The sequence below is a fragment of the Streptomyces sp. NPDC086549 genome (assembly GCF_044746205.1).
In the GTDB taxonomy this organism is placed as follows: domain Bacteria; phylum Actinomycetota; class Actinomycetes; order Streptomycetales; family Streptomycetaceae; genus Streptomyces.
In genome coordinates, this window is record NZ_JBIVBS010000019.1 from 72,621 (window position 1) to 95,206 (window position 22,586).

Annotated in this window: 5 protein-coding genes and 1 pseudogene; all 6 read right to left on the reverse strand. The window is 73.2% G+C overall.

The features are described from left to right. Positions 1–16,105, reverse strand: a pseudogene (locus tag ACIPSA_RS41260) (SDR family NAD(P)-dependent oxidoreductase); the annotation flags it as partial. A 145-nt stretch (positions 16,106–16,250) separates the two neighbouring features. Beyond that, a complete protein-coding gene (locus ACIPSA_RS41265) occupies positions 16,251–17,591 on the reverse strand; it encodes a methylaspartate mutase (RefSeq protein WP_402644751.1) in 1,341 nt (446 codons plus the stop codon). Continuing rightward, positions 17,588–18,100 (reverse strand): cobalamin B12-binding domain-containing protein, encoded by a 513-nt coding sequence (locus ACIPSA_RS41270; protein ID WP_402644754.1) that lies wholly within the window; start codon positions 18,098–18,100, stop codon positions 17,588–17,590. The genes ACIPSA_RS41265 and ACIPSA_RS41270 overlap by 4 nt, the downstream gene beginning before the upstream one ends. Then, complete coding sequence (locus ACIPSA_RS41275) at positions 18,093–19,346, reverse strand: type III PLP-dependent enzyme (protein WP_402644756.1); 1,254 nt, start codon at positions 19,344–19,346, stop codon at positions 18,093–18,095. Before ACIPSA_RS41275 ends, ACIPSA_RS41270 begins: the two co-directional genes overlap by 8 nt. Then, positions 19,343–20,827 (reverse strand): AMP-binding protein, encoded by a 1,485-nt coding sequence (locus ACIPSA_RS41280; RefSeq protein WP_402644758.1) that lies wholly within the window; start codon positions 20,825–20,827, stop codon positions 19,343–19,345. The genes ACIPSA_RS41275 and ACIPSA_RS41280 overlap by 4 nt, the downstream gene beginning before the upstream one ends. Before the next feature lie 316 nt (positions 20,828–21,143). Beyond that, positions 21,144–22,379: an FAD-dependent monooxygenase gene (locus ACIPSA_RS41285; RefSeq protein ID WP_402644761.1), complete on the reverse strand. Its 1,236-nt coding sequence runs from the start codon at positions 22,377–22,379 to the stop codon at positions 21,144–21,146. Positions 22,380–22,586: the final 207 nt, after the last annotated feature.

The following is a 22,586-nucleotide window of genomic DNA, read 5'->3' on the forward strand; positions in this document are numbered from 1 at the left end:
CGTCGATCGCATGGGGCTCGTCGTGCCGGACCAGCGCGACGTGGAAGCGCACCAGATCCAGCACGACACGCAACTGCTCCGCCTCGTCGAGCCCGGTCAGCTCGTCGACCAGGGACCTCGGCTCCTCCACCGCGGGCACGGCGGGACGGCTCGGCGCGACGGCCGGCGGATCCAGCTCCTCCAGCAGGAAGCGGGCCAGCGCCTCGGAGTTCGGGTAGTCGAACATCAGCGTCGCGGGCAGCCGGATACCGCTCGCCTCGGCCAGTCCGTTGCGCAGCTCGATCGCGGCCAGCGAGTCGAGGCCGAGCTCGGTGAACCCACGCTTGACGTCGATCGCATGGGGCTCGTCGTGCCGGACCAGCGCGACGTGGAAGCGCACCAGATCCAGCACGACACGCAACTGCTCCGCCTCGTCGAGCCCGGCCAGTTCGTCGACCAGGGACCTCGGCTCCTGAACCGCCGGAGCCTGGGCGGCGGTGCGGGCCGCACCACGCGGCGCGGCGGGTGCGGCGCCGGCGACGTCCCGCAGCAGGGCAGGCGGCTCCGCCGAGGCCCGGAGCGCTTCCCGGTCGAGTGCGAGCGGTGCGAGCAGCGCCTCGCCGACGGCCAGGGCCGCGTCCAGCAGTACCAGTCCCTCGGCCGGGTCCATCGCCGGAATACCGAGCCGCCTCTGGCGCTCGACGACGGCGTCGCTCAGGGCCGCGGCCATGCCGTCGCCGGCCCACAGGTGCCAGACCAGCGCGGTGGCCGCGAGGCCCTGGGCGCGGCGGTGCTGGGCGAGCGCGTTGAGGAACACGTTGCCCGCGGCGTAGGAGGCCTGGCCGCCGTTGTCGAAGAAGCCGGTGGTGGAGGAGAAGAGCACGAAGGCCTTCAGGTCCAGTTCCCGGGTGAGTTCGTGCAGATGCCAGGCCGCGTCGGCCTTCGGCCGCAGCACGGCGTCCACCCGGTCGGCGGTCAGCGAGGTGACGAGTCCGTCGTCGACGACGCCGGCGGCGTGGACGACGCCGGTCAGCGGGTGCTCGGCGGGTACGGCGGCGATCAGGTCCGCCACGGCCTGCCGGTCCGACACGTCGCAGGCGGTGACGGTGACGTCGGCGCCCAAGGCGGCCAGTTCGTCGCGGAGTTCGGCGGCGCCGGGCGCGTCCGGGCCCCGGCGGCTGGTCAGCACCAGGTGCCGTACGCCGTGCTCGGCCACCAGGTGCCGGGCCACCAGCGCGCCCAGACCGCCCGTGCCGCCCGTGACCAGCACCGATCCGGTGCCGTCCCACGGCAACCGAGCGGCACCGGCCGCCTCCACGGCGGCCAGCCGCTGGACGTGGGCCCTGCCCTCGCGCAGCGCCAGTTCGCTCTCGCCGGAGGCTGCCGCGGCGGCGACGGCCCGTGCGGAGGCCTCGCTGCCGTCGACGTCCAGCAGGACGAACCGGCCCGGGTTCTCCGCCTGGGCGGCGCGGATCAGCCCCCACACCGCGGCCTGGCCGACGTCCGGGTCCTCGTCGTCGGTGACCGCGACCGCCGCCCGTGTCCGCACCACGAGCGTGGCGGCGGCGAACCTCGGTTCGGTGAGCCAGAGCTGGGCCGCCGCCAGCGTGTCGAGCGCGACCGCGCGGGCCGCCTCGCCCCCAGCGCCGGTGCCGGCGGGCACCGGGAACAGGACGTGCGCCGGAACGGTCCCGTCGGTGTCGCGCACCGCGTCGAACAGGGGCAGGGTGCCGCCGTCCGGGGTGAGCTCCGGGCCCTTCGGCCAGGTGAATCGGAACACCGAGTCGGACGAGGCGGTCGGCCTCGCCAGCGCCTGCGGGGAGGCGGGCCGGGAGATCAGCTTCTCGACGGTGGCGACCGGCTGTCCGGTCGCGTCGGCGAGGTGCAGCCGGGTGACGTCGTCGCCGCCCACCCGGCGCAGGTGGACACGGAGGTCGGTGGCTCCGGCCGCGTGCAGGGTGATGCCGCTCCAGACGAACGGCAGCACGGTGCTGTCGGAGTCGTCCAGCAGGTCCACGTGGCTGGCGGCGTCGAGAAGTGCGGGGTGCAGTCCGAACCGGGCCGCCTCCGCGTGCGCCGTCGACGGCAGGGCCACCTCGGCGAACACGTCCTCACCACGCCGCCAGGCCGCCTTCAGCCCCTGGAACACCGGCCCGTAGCCATAACCACGGCCCGCCAGCGCCTCGTACGCACCCTCCACCGCAAGCGGCTCGGCATCCACCGGCGGCCACTGCACCAGATCGAACCCGGGTGCCCGGGCATCGCCCGGCGCCACGGAACCCGACGCGTGCCGCACCCAGACCCCGGAGGAACCCTCCTCCCGGGAATACACGCTCACGCCGCGTACGCCTGCCGCGTCGGGGCCGCCGACGACCACCTGCAGCGCGACCGCGCCGTGCTCGGGCACCACCAGCGGCGCCTCCATGGTCAGTTCCTCCAGCCGGCGGCAACCGACCTCGTCACCGGCCCGCACCGCCAGCTCCACGAACGCCGTACCCGGCAGCAGCACACTGCCCAGCACCACGTGGTCCGCCACCCACGAACCGGCCGCCGACAACCGCCCCGTCAGCACCACACCGCCATCGGGCAGCGACAGGACCGCGCCCAGCAGCGGGTGTCCGGCATCGACGAGACCGAGCCCGGCGGCATCCGTCGCGCCGACGGTTTCGGGCTCCTGCGGGGTGAGCCAGAAGTGCCGCTTCTCGAAGGCGTAGGGGGGCAGGTCGACCCGCCGGGCACCCGGGTACACGGCGGACCACTCGGGCTTCGCGCCCAGCGCGTGCAGGTGTGCCAGCGCGGCCGCCGCCTCGCGGGTCTCGGGCCGACCGCGCCGCAGCACGGGCACGAACACCGCGTTCTCGGCCGACTGCCGGCCCATCGCGGTGAGTACGGCGTCGGGGCCGAGCTCCAGGAAGGTGCCTACACCGGCCGACTCCAGGACGCGCACGGCGTCGGCGAAGCGGACGGCCTCACGGACGTGCCGGACCCAGTACTCCGGATCCGCCAACTCGCCTTCGGTCACCGCGACGCCGGTCAGCGTGGAGACGATCGGAATCGAGGGCTCGCCGTACGACAGTTCCCGTGCAACGGCACGGAATTCGGCCAGCATCGGCTCCATCAGCGGCGAGTGGAACGCATGCGACACCTTCAGCCGAGTCGTCTTACGACCCTCGGCCTCGAAGTGCGCCTTGATACGGAGAGCCTCCGCCTCGACGCCCGAGACGACCACCGCGGTGGGCCCGTTGACCGCGGCGATACCCACACCCTCGGCCAGCAGCGGACGTACCTCTTCCTCGGTCGCCTGGACGGCCACCATCGCGCCGCCCTCGGGAAGGGCCTGCATCAACCGGCCACGCGCAGCCACCAACCTCGCCGCATCCGCCAGCGACAACACACCCGACACATGCGCAGCAGCAAACTCACCGATCGAGTGACCGGCCAGGAAGTCGGGCCTGACACCCCACGACTCCACCAGCCGATACAACGCCACCTCAACCGCGAACAAAGCCGGCTGGGTGAACTCCGTCCGACTCAGCCGCTCCGCGTCCTCACCCCAGACGACCTCCCGCAACGGAAGCTCACCAAGCTCCGCCAGGACAGCGTCGAAAGCCTCCGCGAACACCGGGAACGCCTCATACAGCTCACGCCCCATCCCGACCCGCTGCGCCCCCTGCCCCGTGAACAGGAACGCCGTAAGACCGTCGCTGCGGTCGCGGGCGGTGGCGGCACCGGGCCAGGGGCGGCCTTCCGTCAGGGAGGTGAGGGCGCGCAGGGCCTCGTCGCGGTCCGCGGCGGTCAGGGCGACGCGGTGGTCGAGGGTCGCGCGCGAGGTCACCAGGGAGTGGGCGACGTCGAGCAGGCTCTGCTCGGGGTGCTCCTCCAGGTGGGCACGGAGCCGGTCGGCCTGGGCGGGCAGGCTCTGGGCGTTCTTGGCGGAGAGCAGCAGCGGCAGTACAGGCGGAACCGGGCCCGCCGGTGAGGCCGTTGCCGGGTCCGGAACGTTCGCCCGTTCCGGGGCCTGTTCGAGGATGATGTGGGCGTTGGTGCCGCTCAGGCCGAAGGATGAGACCGCGGCCCGGCGCGGGCCGGTGTGCTCCGGCCATGGCATGGCCTCGGTCAACAGCCGCACCGCACCGGCCGACCAGTCCACGTTGGGCGAGGGCTCGTCGACGTGGAGGGTCTTCGGCATGTACGCGTGCCGCAGGGCCATGACCGCCTTGATCACGCCGCTGACACCGGCCGCGGCCTGGGCGTGCCCGATGTTCGACTTGATGGAGCCGAGCCAGACCGGCCGGTCCTCGGGGCGGTCCTGGCCGTAGGTGGCCAACAGCGCCTGGGCCTCGATCGGGTCGCCGAGGCGGGTGCCGGTGCCATGGCCCTCGATCAGGTCGACGTCGCCGGTGCCGAGGCCGGCTGCCTTCAGTGCCTGTTCGATGACCCGCTCCTGGGAGGGGCCGTTGGGCGCGGTCAGACCGTTGCTTGCGCCGTCCTGGTTGATAGCCGATCCCTTGATCACGGCGAGCACGGGGTGGCCGTTGGCGCGGGCGTCGGAGAGGCGCTCCACCGCGAGCAGGCCGATGCCCTCGGACCAGCCGGTGCCGTCGGCGGCGGCGGCGAAGGACTTGCTGCGGGCGTCGGGGGCGAGCCCGCGCTGCTGGCTGAAGTCGATGAAGATGTCCGGGGTGGGCATCACGGTGACACCGCCGGCCAGCGCCATGTCGACCTCGCCCTGCCTCAGTGCCTGGCAGGCCATGTGCAGGGCGACCAGGGACGACGAGCAGGCGGTGTCGACCGTGACCGCTGGGCCCTCCAGGCCGAGCGTGTAGGAGACGCGCCCGGAGGCGATACTGCCCGCGCTGCCGTTGCCGAGGTAGGCGGCCAGGTCGTCGGAGACCTCCCCGGCCTGGGTGGCGTACTCGTGGTACATCGAACCGACGTACACACCGGTCCGGGTGCCGCGCAGCGTGGTCGGGTCGGTGCCCGTCCGCTCCAGAGCCTCCCAGGCGGCCTCCAGCAGCAGCCGCTGCTGCGGGTCCATCGCCAGCGCCTCGCGCGGCATGATGTCGAAGAACTCGGGGTCGAACTCGCCCGCGTCGTGCAGGAAGCCGCCCTCGACGGTGTAGGTGCGGCCCGGGGTGCCCGGCTCGGGGTCGAAGATGCCCTCCGGGTTCCAGCCGCGGTCGGTGGGGAACTCGGTGATGGCGGTGCGCTCGTCCAGGAGCAGCCGCCACAGGTCGTCCGCGGAGCGCACGCCGCCGGGGAAGCGGCAGCTGATGCCGACGATCGCGACCGGGTCGTCCCCGCTGTGGGCCTTCGGCGCGGTGCGGCCCGGAGCCGGGCGCGCGGAGCCCGCGACGGCGCCGGACTTCTCCTTGATGAGGGTGGCGACGGCGCGGCAGTTCGGGTGGTCGAAGACGAGGGTGGCGGGCAGCCGCAGCCCGGTGGCCGCGTTGAGCGCGTTGCGCAGTTCGACGGCGGCGAGGGAGTCGAAGCCCAGTTCGCGGAATGCCTTCTCCGGGCTGACGGACTCCACGCCGCTGTGTCCGAGGACGGCGGCAACCTGGGTGCGTACCAGTTCGAGGACGGTGCGGTCGCGCTCGGCGTCGCTCAGCCCGGCCAGCCGTTCGGCGAGGCCGCTCGTGCTGCCGGTCTGCGCCGTCCGGGCGGTGCGGCGGCCATTGCCGCGGACCAGGCCACGCAGCAGCGCGGGCGGTTCGTCGGTCCGGGCGCCCAGTGCCGCGCGGTCGACCCGCACCGGGATGATCTGGTGAGCGCCGGTGGCGAGCGCGGCGTCGAACAGGGCGAGGGCCTCGGCGGCGTCCAGGGCGGGCAGGCCGAGCCGGCGCATCCGCTCCAGGTCGGCGTCGGTGACGGCGCCCATGCCGGTGTCGACGTTCCACATGCCGAACGCGAGCGCGGTGGCGGCAAGGCCGGCGGACCGGCGCTGGTGGGCGAGCGCGTCGAGGAAGACGTTGGCGGCCGCGTAGTTGGCCTGCCCGGCTGCGAGGACGGTGCCGCCCGCCGAGGAGAAGAGCACGAAGGCCTTCAGGTCCAGCTCGCGGGTGAGTTCGTGCAGATGCCAGGCCGCGTCGGCCTTCGGCCGCAGCACGGTGTCGAACCGCTCGGCGGTGAGTTCGCCGACCAGCCCGCTGTCGGTCACGCCCGCCGCGTGGACGACGCCGGTCAGCGGGTGCTCGGCGGGTACGGCGGCGATCAGGTCCGTCACGGCCTGCCGGTCCGACACGTCGCAGGCGGCAACCGTGACCTCGGCGCCCAACTCGACGAGCTCTTCCCGGAGTTCGGCGGCACCGGGCGCCTCCAGGCCCCGGCGGCTCGTCAGCACCAGGTGCCGTACGCCGTGCTCGGCCACCAGGTGCCGGGCCACCAGCGCGCCCAGACCGCCGGTGCCACCTGTGACCAGCACCGATCCGGTGCCGTCCCACGGCAGCTCCGTGGGCTCACCCGGCTTCGCGGCCACCAGCCGCGGTACGGCGAAGTGTCCTCCGTGGACGGCGAGTTCCGGCTCGCCGGAGGTGGCGGCGGCGGCCAGGGCGGCGAGCGACTCGTCCCGCGCGTCCGTGTCCAGGAGCGCGAACCGCCCAGGGTTCTCGGCCTCCGCGGCCCGCACCAGACCCCACACCGGCGCCTGGGCCAGGTCGACGGTGTCGGAGAGGCGGGCGGCGACCGCGTACCGGGTGACGACGACGAGCCGGGAGCCGGAGAACCGTTCGTCCGCCAGCCACGCCCGCACCAGGTCGAGAGCGGCGGCGGACTGGGCCCGCGTGGCCGCCAGGACGTCGTGGCCCTCGACGGGCGGCAGCGGGGCGAGCACCGTGCCGGGCGCCTCTCCACCTTGCTCGACCCACGCGCCGAGCGCGGCCAGGTCGGCGAACTCCGGCACGTCCTCGCCGAGTTGCGGCAGTCCGGACAGTCGTACGACAGTTCCGGCGGCGGCCTCGGGGAGCGGCAGCTCCTTCCAGCCGACCCGGAACAGAGACTCGGTTTGCCGGTTGCCGGCCTCGGCGAGCTGTTCGGAGGCGACCGGGCGCGAGACGAGCTCCTCGACGGTGGCGACCGGCTGCCCGGTGGCGTCGGCGACCCACATCGCGGACAGCTCGTCGCCGCGCACCCGGCGGATGTGCACGCGCAGTTCGGTGGCTCCGGCCGCGTGCAGGGTGATCCCGTTCCAGGAGAACGGCAGCAAAGTGTCGCCCTCGGCGGCGCCGTCCTCACCGAGCAGGTCGGCGTGCATGGCGGCGTCGAGGAGTGCGGGGTGCAGTCCGAACCGGGCCGCCTCCGCGTGCGCCGTCGACGGCAGGGCCACCTCGGCGAACACGTCCTCACCACGCCGCCAGGCCGCCTTCAGCCCCTGGAACACCGGCCCGTAGCCATAACCACGGCCCGCCAGCGCCTCGTACGCACCCTCCACCGCAAGCGGCTCGGCATCCACCGGCGGCCACTGCACCAGATCGAACCCGGGTGCCCGGGCATCGCCCGGCGCCACGGAACCCGACGCGTGCCGCACCCAGACCCCGGAGGAACCCTCCTCCCGCGAGTACACGCTCACACCGCGCGCTCCGGCCGCGTCCGGACCGCCGACGACCATCTGGACCTGGACCGCACCGCGCTCGGGCACCACCAGCGGCGCCTCCAGCGTCAACTCCTCCAGCCGGCGGCAACCGACCTCGTCACCGGCCCGCACCGCCAGCTCCACGAACGCCGTACCCGGCAGCAGCACACTGCCCAGCACCACGTGGTCCGCCACCCACGAACCGGCCGCCGACAACCGCCCCGTCAGCACCACACCGCCATCGGGCTCGGGCGAGCTGACCAGCGCGCTGAGCACCGGGTGTTCGACCGCCGTCAGACCGGCCGAACCGACGTCGCCCGCACCGGAGCCGGTGGCGTCCAGCCAGTAGCGTCGGCGCTGGAAGGCGTAGGTCGGCAGGTCGGTGCGCGGCGACACGTTCTCGGGCGCACCGTAGTAGGCGGCCCAGTCGACGCGGACGCCGAGGGCGTGCAGCCTGCCCAGTGCGGACACTGCCTCGCGGGTCTCGTCGCGGTCGCGGCGGAGGGCGGGCACGAAGGCCGCGTTCTCGGCGGTCTGCTGTCCCATCGCCGTCAGGACCGCGTCCGGCCCGAGTTCGAGGTACGTGGTGACACCCTTGTCCGCCAGGACACCGACGGCATCCGCGAAGCGGACGGCCTCACGGACATGCCGGACCCAGTACTCCGGATCCGCCAACTCGCCTCCGGTCACCGCGACGCCGGTCAGCGTGGAGACGATCGGGATGGACGGGGTGCCGTACGACAGTTCCCGTGCCACGGCACGGAACTCGGCCAGCATCGGCTCCATCAGCGGCGAGTGGAACGCATGCGACACCTTCAGCCGAGTCGTCTTACGACCCTCCGCCTCGAAGTGCGCCTTGATCCGCAGAGCCTCCGCCTCGACACCCGAAACGACCACCGAGTTGGGGCCGTTGACCGCGGCGATACCCACACCGTCGGCCAGCAGCGGACGCACTTCCTCCTCGGTCGCCTGCACCGCGACCATCGCCCCGCCCTCCGGCAGGGCCTGCATCAACCGGCCACGCGCAGCCACCAACCTCGCCGCATCCGCCAACGACAACACACCCGACACATGCGCAGCCGCGAACTCACCAATGGAGTGACCGGCCAGGAAATCGGGCCTGACACCCCACGACTCCACCAGCCGATACAACGCCACCTCAACCGCGAACAAAGCCGGCTGAGTGAACTCCGTCCGACTCAGCCGCTCCGCGTCCTCACCCCAGACGACCTCCCGCAACGGAAGCTCACCAAGCTCCGCCAGGACAGCGTCGAAAGCCTCCGCGAACACCGGGAACGCCTCATACAGCTCACGCCCCATCCCGACCCGCTGCGCCCCCTGCCCCGTGAACAGGAAGGCGAGCTTTCCGGTGGTCGTCTCGGTGATGGACTGGCCCGCGGCGATGGATTCCAGGGTGTGGGCGAGATCCGTGCGGTCGGTGCCGGTCGCGACCGCGGTGTGGTCGAGGGCCGCGCGTGAGGTCGCGAGAGCGAGGCCGGTGGCCCCGAGGTCGTCGTCGGCCAGCGTGTCCAGGTGGGACCGCAGCCGTTCCGCCTGCGCGCGCACCGCTTGCGGGGTCTTGCCGGACAGCGGCCAGACCGTCAGGGGTGCGCCGACGCGGGCGGGCTCGGGTGCCGTCTCCTCGGTGGCCTCCTCCACGATGACGTGGGCGTTGGTGCCGCTGATGCCGAAGGAGGAGACACCCGCCCGGCGCGGACGGCCCGGCGCGGCGGGCCACTCCTGGGCCTCGGTCAGCAGCTCCACGGCGCCGTCGGACCAGTCGACCTTGGAGCTGGGCGCGTCGACGTGCAGCGTCTTGGGCAGGACGCCGTTCTGGATCGCCTCGACCATCTTGATGACGCCGGCGACGCCCGAGGCGGCCTGGGTGTGCCCGAAGTTGGACTTGATGGAGCCCAGCCGCAGCGGGGCGCCGTTCTCGGGGCGCTGCCTGCCGTAGGTGTTGAGGAGTGCCTGGGCCTCGATCGGGTCGCCGAGGGTGGTGCCCGTGCCGTGCGCCTCGACCGCGTCGATGTCGGCGGCGGTCAGGCCGGCGGCGGCCAGTGCCTGTTCGATGACCCGTTCCTGGGAGGGGCCGTTGGGCGCGGTCAGGCCGTTGCTGGCGCCGTCCTGGTTGACGGCGGTGCCCCTGACCACGGCGAGGACCCGGTGGCCGTTGCGGCGGGCGTCGGAGAGGCGCTCCAGCAGGAGCATGCCGGCGCCCTCGCCCCAGCCGGTTCCGTCGGCGGCGGCGGCGAACGACTTGCAGCGGCCGTCGGAGGCGAGGCCCCGCTGGCGGCTCATGTCGACGAACGTGTCCTGCGTCGCCATCACGGTGACACCGCCCGCCAGGGCGAGGGAGCACTCCGAGCGGCGCAGCGCCTGGATCGCCCAGTGCAGGGCGACCAGGGAGGAGGAGCAGGCCGTGTCGACGGTGACGGCGGGGCCCTCGAGCCCGAAGACGTAGGAGAGACGGCCGGAGACGACGCTGGCGAGGCTGCCGTTGCCGATGTAGCCGGCGACCTCCTCGGGGACCTCGCTCATGCGGGTCATCCAGTCGTGGTACATCACACCGGCGAAGACGCCGGTGTCGCTGCCGTGCACGGAGCGCGGGTCGATCCCGGCGCGTTCGAACGCCTCCCAGGTGATCTCCAGCAGCAGCCGCTGCTGCGGGTCCATGCCGAGGGCCTCGCGCGGGCTGATGCCGAAAAGCTCCGGGTCGAAGTCGGCGGCGTCGTGCAGGAAACCGCCCTCGTTGCTGGAGCTCCTGCCGGAGACGCCCGGCTCGGGGTCGTACAGGCTCTGGTCCCAGCCCCGGTCGGTGGGCCAGGGGGTGACGGCGTCGCGTCCCTCGGCGACCAGCCGCCACAGGTCCTCGGGGGTCTCGACGCCGCCCGGGTAGCGGCAGCTCATGGCGACGATCGCGATCGGCTCGTCGTCCCGGGCCGGGGTGGCCGCGGCGGCCGGCCGACGGGCCGGGGCGCTGCCGTCGCCGGTCAGGCGGGAGGCGAGGTGGGCGGCGAGCGCCTTCGGGTTGGGGTAGTCGAAGATCAGGGTGGCGGGCAGCCGCAGACCGGTGGCCGCCTTGAGCTGGTTGCGCAGTTCCACGGCGGCCAGGGAGTCGAAGCCGGTCTCACTGAACGCCCGGCCCGGTTCGACGGCGGTGGCGCTGTCGTGGCCGAGTACGGCGGCGACCTGGGCGCGGACCAGTTCGAGGAGGGCCTCCGCGCGCTCGGCGTCGGGCAGTCCGGCGAGGCTGTGGGCGAGGCCCTCGGCCACGGGGGCGCCCTGCTCTCCGGCCGCGGCGGCGCGGCGCACCGGGGTGCGGGCCAGACGGGACAGCAGCGGCGGGACGCCGTCGGTACGGGTCTCAAGGGCGTGCCGGTCCACGCGGACGGGTATCTGCACGGCGCGGTCGACGGTCAGGGCGGCGTCGAGCAGGGCGAGGTTCTCGTCGGGCCCGAGCGGTTCGAGGCCGAGGCGGGCGATGCGCTGCAGGGCGGCCCGGTCGAGCTGGGCGCCCATGCCGCGGTCGCCGGTCCACAGGCCCCAGGCGAGGGATGTGGCCGCCAGGCCCTGGGCTCGGCGGTGCTGGGCGAGCGCGTCGAGGAAGACGTTGGCGGCCGCGTAGTTGCCCTGTCCGGCGCCGTCCAGATAGCCGGCGGTGGACGAGTACAGGACGAAGGCCTTCAGGTCCAGGTCCCGGGTGAGTTCGTGCAGGTGCCAGGCCGCGTCGGCCTTCGGCCGCAGTACGGTGTCGAGCCGGGCCTCCGTGAGCGAGGTGACGAGTCCGTCGTCGACGACGCCGGCGGTGTGCACGACGGCGGTCAGCGGGTGCTCGGCGGGTACGGCGGCGATCAGGTCCGTCACGGCCTGCCGGTCCGACACGTCGCAGGCGGCAACCGTGACCTCGGCACCCAACTCGACGAGCTCTTCGCGGAGTTCGGCGGCACCGGGCGCCTCCAGGCCCCGGCGGCTGGTCAGCACCAGGTGCCGTACGCCGTGCTCGGCCACCAGGTGCCGGGCCACCAGCGCGCCCAGGCCGCCCGTGCCGCCCGTGACCAGCACCGATCCGGTGCCGTCCCACGGCAGCTCGGTACCCTCGCCCGGGTCCGCGGCGACCAGGCGCGGGGCGAGGAAACGGCCGTCGCGGAGGGCGAGTTCGGGCTCCTCGGAGGCGGCTGCGAAGGCGATGTCCTGCGCGGAGGCCTCGGCGGTGTCGATGTCCAGCAGGACGAACCGGCCCGGGTTCTCGGCCTGCGCCGAGCGCACCAGACCCCACACCGGAGCCTGGGCCAGGTCGACGGTGTCGGAGAGAGCGGCGGCGGCCGCGCCCCGGGTCACCACGACGAGCCGGGAGTCGGCGTCCTCGTCGGCCAGGTGCTCCTCCAGCCTGCCGAGGACCTCCCCGGTGGTGGCGCGCACCGCGGCGGGCACGTCCGCGCCGTCCGGGACGGTGACCGTGAGGACGGCGGGCTGCCGTCCTGCGGCGCCCTCAGCGTCGGTCCCGGGCGCCTGGACCTCGTACCAGTCGAGGCGCATCGGCAGTTCGGTGTGGGCACGGGCAGCGCGCAGGGCGTCCTCGGCGACCGGCCGTACCAGGAAGCCGTCCACGCGGGCCACGGGGGCGCCGCTGGTGTCGTACAGCGCCAGCGCTGCCGCGTCGGGGCCGTCGGGCACGATGCGGACGCGCAGCACGGAGGCGCCCGTCGAGTACAGCGACACCCCGGTCCAGGCGAACGGCAACCGCGTCTCGGTGGACTCCGGTTCGTCGACGGCCAGGTCGGTGGACTGCAGGACGGCGTCGAGCAGCGCAGGGTGCAGGGCGAACGCGGCGGCATCGGCGCCCGCGTCGGCAGGCAGTGCCACCTCGGCGAACGCCTCGTCGCCGGCCCGCCACACGGCGCGCAGGCCCTGGAAGGAGGGGCCGTAACCGTAGCCCTGCTCGGCCATCCGCTCGTACAGGCCGGTGAGGTCGACCGGCCGGGCCCCGGCCGGCGGCCACTGGTCCGGCAGGGGGGCGGGGGCCGGGGCCGGTTCGGGACTGAGGACGGCGGCGGCATGCTGGGTCCAGGGGGCGTCGTCCGGGGCGGACTCGGCGCGCGAGTGGAAGGTGAGGTCGCGGCGGCCGTCGGCGTCGGGTGCCGAGACCATGGCCTGCACCGCCACTCCGCCGCCCTGCGGAAGGGCCAGCGGGGTCAGCAGGTTCAGCTCGTCGATGTGCGCGCATCCGACCTGGTTGCCGGCCTGTACGGCGAGTTCCACGAACGCGGTGCCGGGCAGCAGCGTCACACCGGAGATGCGGTGGTCGGCCAGCCACGGCTGGGTGTGCGGCGACAGCCGGCCGGTGAGCACGGTGCCGCCGCCCGTGCCGGCCAGCGCGACGGCGGCGCCGAGCAGCGGGTGGTCGAGGGCGATCTGCCCGTGCGCGGCGGCGTCGCCCGCGGCGGCCGGGGCCTGCAGCCAGTAACGGCGGCCCTGGAAGGGGTAGGTGGGCAGGTCGACGCGGGGCAGGTCGGCCGGGTGCAGGGCGGCGAAGTCGACGGCCGCGCCCCGGGTGTGCACCTGTGCGAGTGCGGTGAGCAGCTCGCGCCGGCCGTCGCGGCCGCGGCGCTGCGCGGCGACGAAGGCCAGGTCGTCGGCGCCCGCCTCGTCGGCGACGGCGGTGCGGGCCATCGCGGACAGCACCGCGTCCGGGCCGACCTCGAAGAAGGTGGTGACGCCGGCCTCGCGCAGGGCGTGGGTGGCGTCGGCGAAGCGGACGGCCTCGCGGACGTGGCGGACCCAGTAGTCGGGGGAGCACAGCTCGGCGGCGGTGGCGACCCGGCCGGTGACGTTGGAGACCACCGGGATCGCCGGGGTCTTGTAGTCGAGGACGCTCGCCACCCGGGCGAACTCGGTGAGCATGGGCTCCATCAGCGGCGAGTGGAAGGCGTGGCTGACCCGCAGCCGCTTGGTCTTGCGGCCCTCGGCCGTGAAGTGGGTCTGGATGCGCAGCACCTCGGTCTCGTCGCCGGAGACGACCACGGCGTCGGGGCCGTTGACGGCGGCGATGCTCACCCGCTCGCCGAGGTGGGCACGCACCTCCTGCTCGGTGGCCTGTACGGCGACCATGGCGCCGTCGGCCGGCAGCGCCTGCATCAGTCGGCCGCGGGCGGCGACCAGGGTGGCCGCGTCGTCCAGGTTCAGCACACCGGCGACATGGGCGGCGCTCAGCTCGCCGAGGGAGTGCCCGGCGAGGTAGTCGGGCTTCAGTCCCCACGACTCCAGCAGCCGGAACAGCGCGACCTCAAGGGCGAACAGGGCGCTCTGCGCGTACACCGTCCGGTCGAGCAGCTCCGCGTCGGCGGAGCCCTCGGGGGCGAACAGCACATCCCACAGGGATCGTTCGAGCTGGAGGTCCAGGTACCCGATGGCGGCGTCCAGCGCCTTCGCGAACACCGGGTACGTCTCGTACAGTTCGCGCCCCATCTCGGCGAACTGGCTTCCCTGCCCGGTGAACAGGAACGCGAGCCGCCCGCCGTCGGCCAGGCCCCGGGTGAGCGCACGGTCGGTGCTCCCTTCGGCGGCGGCCGTCAGCGCGCGCTCGAGCTCCGCGCGGTCCCCGGCGACGACGACGGCACGCTGCCGGTGCACGGCCCGGCTGGTGGCCAGCGCATACCCGAGCGCGGCGGCCCCCGCCTCGTCCCGCTCCCGCAGCACCGCGAGCAACTGCCCGGCCTGCGCTCGCAGCGCCGCTTCACCACGCGCGGAGAAGGCGACGGGTATGAGGGCGGGGGCGGGCGCCGCGTCGGCGGTGGCCCCACCGGTCCGGATCGCCTTGCCGCCGCGCTTCGCCCGGCCCGTCTTCCCGTCCTTCTCCGGCGCCCCGGCCTCGCCCTCGGCGGGCTCCCGCGGCGCCTCCTCGATGATCACATGGGCGTTCGTGCCGCTGACGCCGAAGGAGGAGACACCGGCGCGGCGGGGGGCCTCGGCGGACTCCCAGGGCAGGGCCTCGGTGAGCAGTTCCACGGTGCCGGCCGACCAGTCCACGTTCGGGGACGGCGCGTCCACGTGCAGCGTGCGCGGCAGCACCCCCTCCCGCATGGCCATGATCACCTTGATGACGCCGGCGGCGCCGGCGGCGGCCTGGGTGTGCCCGATGTTCGACTTGACCGAGCCGAGCCGCAGCGGCCGTTCGGCGTCGCGGCCGCGGCCGTAGGACGCGATGAGGGCGTGCGCCTCGATCGGGTCGCCCAGCGTGGTACCCGTACCGTGCGCCTCGACCAGGTCGACGTCCGCGCCGGTGAGGCCGGCGTCGGCGAGGGCTGCGCGGACCACCCGCTGCTGGGCGGGACCACTGGGGGCGGTGATGCCGTTGCTGGCCCCGTCCTGGTTGACGGCGGAGCCCTTCACCAGGGCGAGGACCCGGTGGCCGTTGCGGCGGGCGTCGGAGAGGCGTTCCAGGACGAGGACGCCGACGCCCTCGGCGAAGCCGGTGCCGTCGGCGGCGGCCGCGAAGGGCTTGCAGACGGCGTCGGGGGCGAGGCCTCGCTGACGGCTGAAGGAGGTGAAGACACCGGGGCTGCCGATGACGGCGACACCGCCGGCCAGGGCGAGCGTGGACTCCCCCGCGCGCAGCGACTGCACGGCCAGGTGCAGGGCGACCAGGGAGGAGGAGCAGGCGGTGTCGACGGTGAGGGTCGGGCCGTCCAGGTCCAGGGTGTAGGCGACCCGTCCGGAGATGACGCTGGGCGCGTTGCCGGTCAGCAGGTAGCCGTCGAGCCCGTCGGGTGCCTCGTGCAGCCGGATGCCGTACTCCTGCGGCTCGGCACCGATGAACACGGCCGTACGGGTACCGCGCAGCCTGTCCGGATCGGTGCCGGTGCGCTCCAGGGCCTCCCAGACGGTCTCCAGGACGAGTCGCTGCTGCGGGTCCATGGCGAGGGCCTCGCGCGGGGAGATCCCGAAGAACTCCGCGTCGAACTCGCCCGCGTCGGGGAGGAATCCGCCGTGCCGGACGTAGGTCGTGCCGGGCGTCTCGGGGTCGGGGTGGTACAGCGCCTCCAGGTCCCAGCCGCGGTCCGTGGGGAAGGGCTCGATGACGTGCCGGCCCTCGGCGACGAGCTGCCACAGCTGTTCCGGGGAGCGCACCCCGCCCGGGTAGCGGCAGCCGATACCGACGACGGCGATCGGATCGTCGGCGTCCCCGCCCCGCACGGCCGGTGCGGGCGCGGGCGCGATCTCTGCCGCCGCCAGCCCGAGCACCTCGGTGCGCAGGTGCTCGGCGAGCGCGGCCGGGGTGGGGTGGTCGAAGCCGACGGTGGGCGGCAGGGACAGCCCGGTGGCGGTGTTCAACTGCTGCTGCAGCGCGACCAGTCCGAGCGAGTCGAGGCCCTGCTCCCGGAAGGGACGGTCCGGCACGAACGCCCGCGCCGGCTGCTCCTCCCCCGTCCCGGGCGCTGTCTGCCGCTGTACCTCCGCCGCGCGGGAGCACACCAGGTCGAGCAGGAGGCGCAGCTGCTCCCCCGGAGGAAGCGACTCGAGTCGGGCACGCTCAAGGTCAGAAACAAAGCTTCCGTACCCGCTCATCTGCATACTCCACACCCTGTTGCGATATCGCGGAAAAACATGAATCAGTGAATGGCCGGTGGCGGACCGGGACTTGTGACTCTAGGTCGACTGCGAGCGCTTCCCCTACCCCTATCCGCCCCTACTCGGCCCATTAATTTCGGGCGAGTTCCCCGACGCGTGGATCACCTAGTTCGCTCTGGGGATCGTCATAGGCCATCCGTACGTGGAATAGATCCTTCAGCAGATCCGCGGAGCCGATTTTCCGTACAGCGGTCCGCTCGGCGATTCCGTGCAGCGGAAGATTTCCGGTCTCGGCCCAGCGCAGCCTGCCGTCGGAGTCGATGTGGCTGCGCGCCCGGCCCGCGTTGTCGGGGTGCACGCAGTACGGCACGTCGAGGTAGCCACGGCGGAAGGCGATCAGGAGAGCCTGACCGAGGTCGTCGTGCAGGTTCAGTACCGCGTCGACCAGGGCGCGTGCCTCGCGATAGGTCTGGGAGTCCGTGTGCTCGTGGGCCGCCGGGTCGCCCGGCTCGGTGGCCCGGGCGATGGCGGTGGCGTACTCGAGCGCCAGCACGTTCTCCGTGACGGTCGGGATACGGCGGGCCTCGGCGACGGTCTTGACGATCAGCCGCGGCGCGCCGGTGGTCACCGCGAGGGCGGCGGCGCGGCCGAGCAGCCGGTGGGCGCCCCGGTAGGTCTCCGGATAGACCCCCATATAGGCGTAGACGACGATGTGCCAGTTGGTGGTGGGCAGCAGCTCGGCGCAGAGCCGGCGCAGAGCCAGCACCGCCTCCTGGTCCTGGCCCATGTCGGTCTGCTGGGCGTAGCTCAGGGACAGCGAGCGAATGCCGTGCCGGGCGAAGAACAGCGCTTCGAGGAGGCTGATCGCGACCAGCTGGGACGGCGGGCACAGCTGGCCCATCATGCAGCCGCCGAAGGTCTCCAGGTGCGGCTCGACCCCGACGTCGCGCAGCCAGGAGTACAGCTCGCAGCAGTCCTCCCAGTTGCGTACCGACTCCGCGAGCGGGATCCGGCCGTAGGGCAGGCAGTACGAGACGGGGCCGCCTTCGGTGGCGTTCAGGCGCAGCCGGGACAGGGCCCGGAAGATGTCCAGCGGGGTGGCCGAGCCGTGCCGGACCTGGACGGGGAACGTGGCGTCGCGGATCCCGTCCAGCACCGCGGCCGTGGTGGCCGCGGGGTGGTTGACGACGGGGTATCCGTTGAGGCCGATGTCCTCGCGCAGGGCCGTCTCCACGGCCTCCAGGTCACCGACGCGGGTGTAGCTGTCCAGGGTGAGGGTGCCCACGGTGGCGCCGTCGGCGAGCTTGGTGGCGAGGAGCCCTTCGCGCATCCTGACCGGGTCTCCGAAGCCCATGCGGGGCTGGACCACGAGCCGGTCGGCGGTGCCCCGGCGGCGTACGAACTCGCCGAAGTCGACCGGGCGTTCTTCGAGGTCCGCGGCCCCCTCCGGCAGCGGGAGGTGATCGGTCATGCGCTGATCCTGAGCGTGTCGCCGCGGGTCAGTTCGGCCTGCGGTCCGGCATCGAGGAAGGTGCGGAAGTTGGCGACCGGGTCCTGGCCGTCCTCGAAGACGGCGTCGAAACCGGCCCGGGTCAGCTCCAGCACCCGGCTGACGCCCTCGGGTCCGTCCGTACCGAGCTTGCCGCCGATCACGACCGGGGTCTCCTCGAGTTCCGCGCGTTCGCGCAGCAGCTCGATGACCCGCATGCCGTCCTGGTAGCCGTGCCCGTTGACGCTGCTGATCACGACCATCTCCGGGTCGTGAGCGAGGCATTCGGCGACCAGCAGTTCGTCGGGTACGCACGGGCCGAGGTTGACCACCTCGTAGCCGCACTCCTCGATGAGCAGCTGCAGGAAGACGAGATTCCAGGTGTGCGAGTCGGAGGCGACGGAGGAGACGATCACGGTCCCCCGGGGCCGGTCGGGGAAGGCGGCCGCGGCGGTCGGCAGCCGGCCGGCGGGCGTGGAGAGCTCAGTCACCGGCGGCCTCCCGCCGTTGCGGGACGCGCGTGTGCTCGATGCGCGTCGCGGAGACGACCTCGCCGCCGCTGACGGCCACCTCGACCGGAGCGGGCCGGCCGAGGAACATCAGCAGGCTGGAGGTGGGGCCGTAGGCGCCGGTGTTGCCAACGCGCACCAGGTCGCCGGGTTCGAGGCCGGCCGGGACCTCGATCTGCCGGCCCAGGATGTCGCCGGGCGTGCACAGCGGCCCGACCAGGCTGGCCTTCTCCGTCTCGGCGCCGGTGTCCACGTGCACGGTGACCGGCAGCAGCCGGCCCAGGCCGGACATGCCACCGAAGGTGTTGATGCCCGCGTCGAGGATGACGAACTTCTTGCCGCGGCTGACCTTGACGTTGCTGACCCGCGCCACGAGCGTGCCGCTGTCGCCGGCCAGGTAGCGGCCCGACTCCACCGCCAGCTTCGGGGTGCCTTCGCGCCACTGCGGGAAGTACACGTCGAGGGCCGCCTCCAGCTCGCCGCGCAGCTTGGGGTAGCTGGCGCGCTCGCCGTGCTGGGCGTACGGCACGGAGAAGCCGCCGCCGATGTCGACCAGGCGCAAGGGGATTCCGAGGTCCTCCTGCATGGCCGCGGCGACCTCGAGGGTGTGGGTGAGCTCCTCGATCAGGGCGGCCTCGTCGCGGGCGTTGCTCTGGGAGAACAGGTGCAGTCCGGCCACCCGGGTGCCGGGGACCTCGCGCAGCCGCGGGGCAAGGTCGGCGACGGTCTCGCTGTCGATGCCGAACTGGGTGGGCGTGCCCGTCATCCGGATGCTGGTGGTGGCGCCGGCCGTGGCGCTGTTGATGCGCAGCAGGCAGTCGGCCACGGCGCCCTGGGCGAGCGCGGCGGCGCCGATGTGCTCCAGGTCGGTCAGCGACTCGGCGGAGAAGTGGCGCACCCCGGCGGCGACGGCCTCGGCCAGTTCGCCGTCGGTCTTGCCGGGACCGGTGTAAAGGATGTCGGAGCCCGGGTAGCCGGCTTCGAGGGCGGCGGCGAGTTCTCCGGTGGAGCTGATCTCGGCCCGGCAGGCGGGGCCGTCGCCGTCGCGCAGCGCGCGGGCGAGGTCCGGGTGCGGGTTGGCCTTGAAGGCGTAGTAGACCTCGAAGCCGTCCGGCAACCAGCCGAACAGATCGCGCCGCGCGGCACGGGCCCGGTCGAGGTCGTACACGTACAGCGGCGTGCCGTACTCCTCGGCCAGCCGGGCCGGGTCGATGTCGGATCGGCTCATGACGCACTCCCCTCAAGCAGCAGGGCGAGCTCCTGCCGGGCGTTCTTTCCGTGCTGGGTGAGCGGGAACTCGGTGAGCACCCGGCAGATGGCGGGGACCTTCGCCGGTTCGAGGCGGCGGGCCAGCTCCTTGCGGACGGCGCCGGGGGTCAGGTCGGCCTCGACGAACAGGGCGAGGTCGTGCTTGTCGCTGGGCGGCAGCGCGGCGGCTGCCCGGACGCCGGGGACGTCCATGGCGGCGGCCTCGATCTCGACGGTGCTCATGCGGAAGCCCTTCCGCTTGAACATGTCGTCGCGGCGGCCCTCGAAGTACAGGTAGCCGTCGTCGTCGAGCCGGCCGTAGTCGCCGGTGTGCAGGCGCCGTTCGCCGGTGGCGGGGTCCGTGCGGAACGCCTTGGCCGTGTTCTCGTCGTTCCGCCAGTAGCCGGGCATGACGTGCGGGCCGACGGCGACGATCTCGCCCACCTCGCCGACGGGCACGGGCCGGCCGTCCGGGTCCACGACCAGCACCTGGGTGCCGGGCAGCGGCAGGCCGCTGGAACCGGGACGCTCGCGGTCCTCCTCGGGCGGCATGACGGTGATCCGCTTGGCCTCGGTCTGGCCGTACTGGCGCACCACCCGGGCGCCGGGGAAGTGCGCGCGCAGCGCGTCGATGGTGGCCTGCGGCAGCGCGGCGCCGGTGTTGGTGAACATCCGGACCGGTGCCTGCTCGCCGGGGGAGCGCTCGGCGAGGGTGACGAGCATCGTGGCGAGCGAGGGGACGAGGGGGACGACGGTGGCGCCGACCTCGCGCATCCGGCGCAGCAGCTGCAGGTCGGAGTCGCGTTCGGCGAGGACCACCTCGCAGCGGACGGCGCAGGTCATCAGGACCTTGTAGAGGCCGTAGTCCCAGGACATCGGGAAGCGGCACAGGACCACGTCGTCGCTGCGATAGCCGAGGGCCTGGGTGAGGGCGCGGGTGGCGAAGGCGACCTGGGCGTGCGGGCAGATCACGGCCTTGGGCGCGGCGGTCGAGCCGGAGGTGTAGATGAGGGTCGCCACGTCGTCGGGGCGTACCTGCGGGTCGGTGAACGCGGCGTCCCGCGCCCTCAGCCGCTCCACCTCGGGCCACAGGGCGGCCATCCGCTCGACGGGCCGGGTGGTCACCTCGGCCAGCTTCTCCGTGGTCGTCTCGTCGCCGATGACCAGCACGGGCTCGGAGTTGTCGATGACGTGGCGCAGATGGAAGGCCTTCATGGACGGGTTGAGCGGCACGAAGGCCGCTCCGCACCGCAGTGCGCCGTGGAACATCGCGACCAGCTCGCGGCCTGTGGGCAGCTGCAGCACGACACGGTCGCCGCGGCGCACACCGCGGTCGCTCAGCCAGCGGGCGAAGGCCCTGCTGTGGGCGGCCAGTTCGCGGTACGTCCAGACGCCGTGCGCGTCACGGACCGCGGGGGCGTTCGGCGCTTTCGCCTCGGCGTCGTCCAGAAGTCCGTGCACGAGTTCGCCGTGCGCCGACGGGTCGGAATGTATTCCGTTTTCTTCAAGATACAGGTGGCCGACCAACGCCGCACCCCCGATTTGAGTTTGTGGGTCGGTACATGAAAAAGGGAAGGTCCGAAAACCCCGACAGCCACGGTATGGGAGGCGCAGCAATGGTCACACCCCTATCTCCCCCTAGGAAGTGGGGTGGTGGGCCGCCGCCATATGGTCCTCGCATTTGTCTTGAGCGCCGCCGGAAAAACACGGGCGGGCCCCGGTGCGATGCCGTCGGCATCGTCCGGGGCGAAACCTGCCCGCGCCGGCCGTAGGCGGCTCAGCGGGTGTATTCCGGCGCGCCCTGGACGGGCCGCGGGTAGTCCTTCAGCTCGATGTTGGTGGCGGACTTCACCGTCAGGCGGTCCAGGTACCCGGCCAGCAGCGGGGAGTTGAGGACCTTGTAGGCGCGGTTGCGGCGGCGGATGCGGGCCGCGGTGGACGGTGCCAGCATCGGTCCGGCACCGCCGGCGGTCTTCTGGCAGCCCTGCGCGAACTCCCGGATCCGGGCCTCGTAGGCGGCGAAGGCGGCCTTGTGGTCGGGGTGGGTGGCCAGTTCACCGGCGAGGACGTAGGCGCAGACGACGGCGAGTCCGGTGCCCATGCCGCCCATGGTGGCGCCGTACCCGGCGTCGCCCAGCAGCACCACGCGGCCCTTGGAGAAGCGGTCCATGCGGATCTGGGCGACGGCGTCGAGGTAGAGGTCGTCGGTTCGGTCGAGGGCCTTGAGCACCTGGGGCACCTCCCAGCCCAGGCCCGCGTACCGCTCGGCGAGCAGCTGCTTCTGCTGGGCGATGTCGTGCCGGTCGTAGACGAGGGGCTGCTCGGACTCGAAGACCATCAGGACACCCGCCGTACGGGGGTCACGGCCGTAGTTGTTCAGGCACACGCCCCGGCCGGGCGCGTTGAACCAGCGTGCGGTGCGGTCCAGGCCCAGGTGGTTGGGGGCGTCGAAGCCGGCCACGTAGTAGCCGAGGTGGTGCAGGAACTGCGACTCGTCGCCGAAGGCCAGGCGGCGCACGTTGGAGTGCAGGCCGTCGGCGCCCACGACCAGGTCGAAGGTGCGCGGCGCGGAGCGCTCGAAGGTGACGTGGACCTTGTCGGGGGTCTCGGTCAGCGAGGCGATGGAGTCGTCGAAGACGTACTCCACCCGGTCCCTGGTCCGTTCGTACAGGATCCGGGACAGGTCGCCGCGGAAGATCTCCACGTCGCCGCTCATGAACGAGGGGTCGAGCCGCATCTGCTCGGCGCCGGTCTCGTCGACGAAGGTCTGCTCACCCATGTGGGTCTGGTGGCGGTTCACCTCGTCCCAGATGCCCATGCGCTCCAGCACCGTGCGGTGCACGTGGCCGCGGAAGTCCACCGCGAAGCCGCCGCCGCGCAGGGCGGGGGCTTTCTCGACCACGGTGACCTCGTAGCCGTAGCGGCTCAGGCACAGGGCCAGGGCGGGGCCCGCGACGCTCGCGCCGGAGATGAGGACGCGGCGGCCGATGGTGGTGAAGGTCTGCTCGTTCATGGGGGGGCTCCTCTTCCAGTCGGTGACGCGTCGTCCGCGTCGTCGGCTTCCTGGAAAAGAGGCTGCCGGGCACCGCTGACCGATCATGCACCGTCCGCTGACCGCGGCTGACCGAACACCGTCAGCGCCGCCCGCAGGCTCAGCGCACGCCCCTGACCAGCGGCTCGACCATCTCCACCACCATGCGCCGGCCACCGCCGCCAAGCC

Excerpts from the sequence above, each read along its gene's own strand:
- ACIPSA_RS41265 (WP_402644751.1), bottom strand. The coding sequence starts at position 17,591 with ATGACCGATCACCTCCCGCTGCCGGAGGGGGCCGCGGACCTCGAAGAA.
- ACIPSA_RS41275 (WP_402644756.1), bottom strand. The coding sequence starts at position 19,346 with ATGAGCCGATCCGACATCGACCCGGCCCGGCTGGCCGAGGAGTACGGC.
- ACIPSA_RS41285 (WP_402644761.1), bottom strand. The coding sequence starts at position 22,379 with ATGAACGAGCAGACCTTCACCACCATCGGCCGCCGCGTCCTCATCTCC.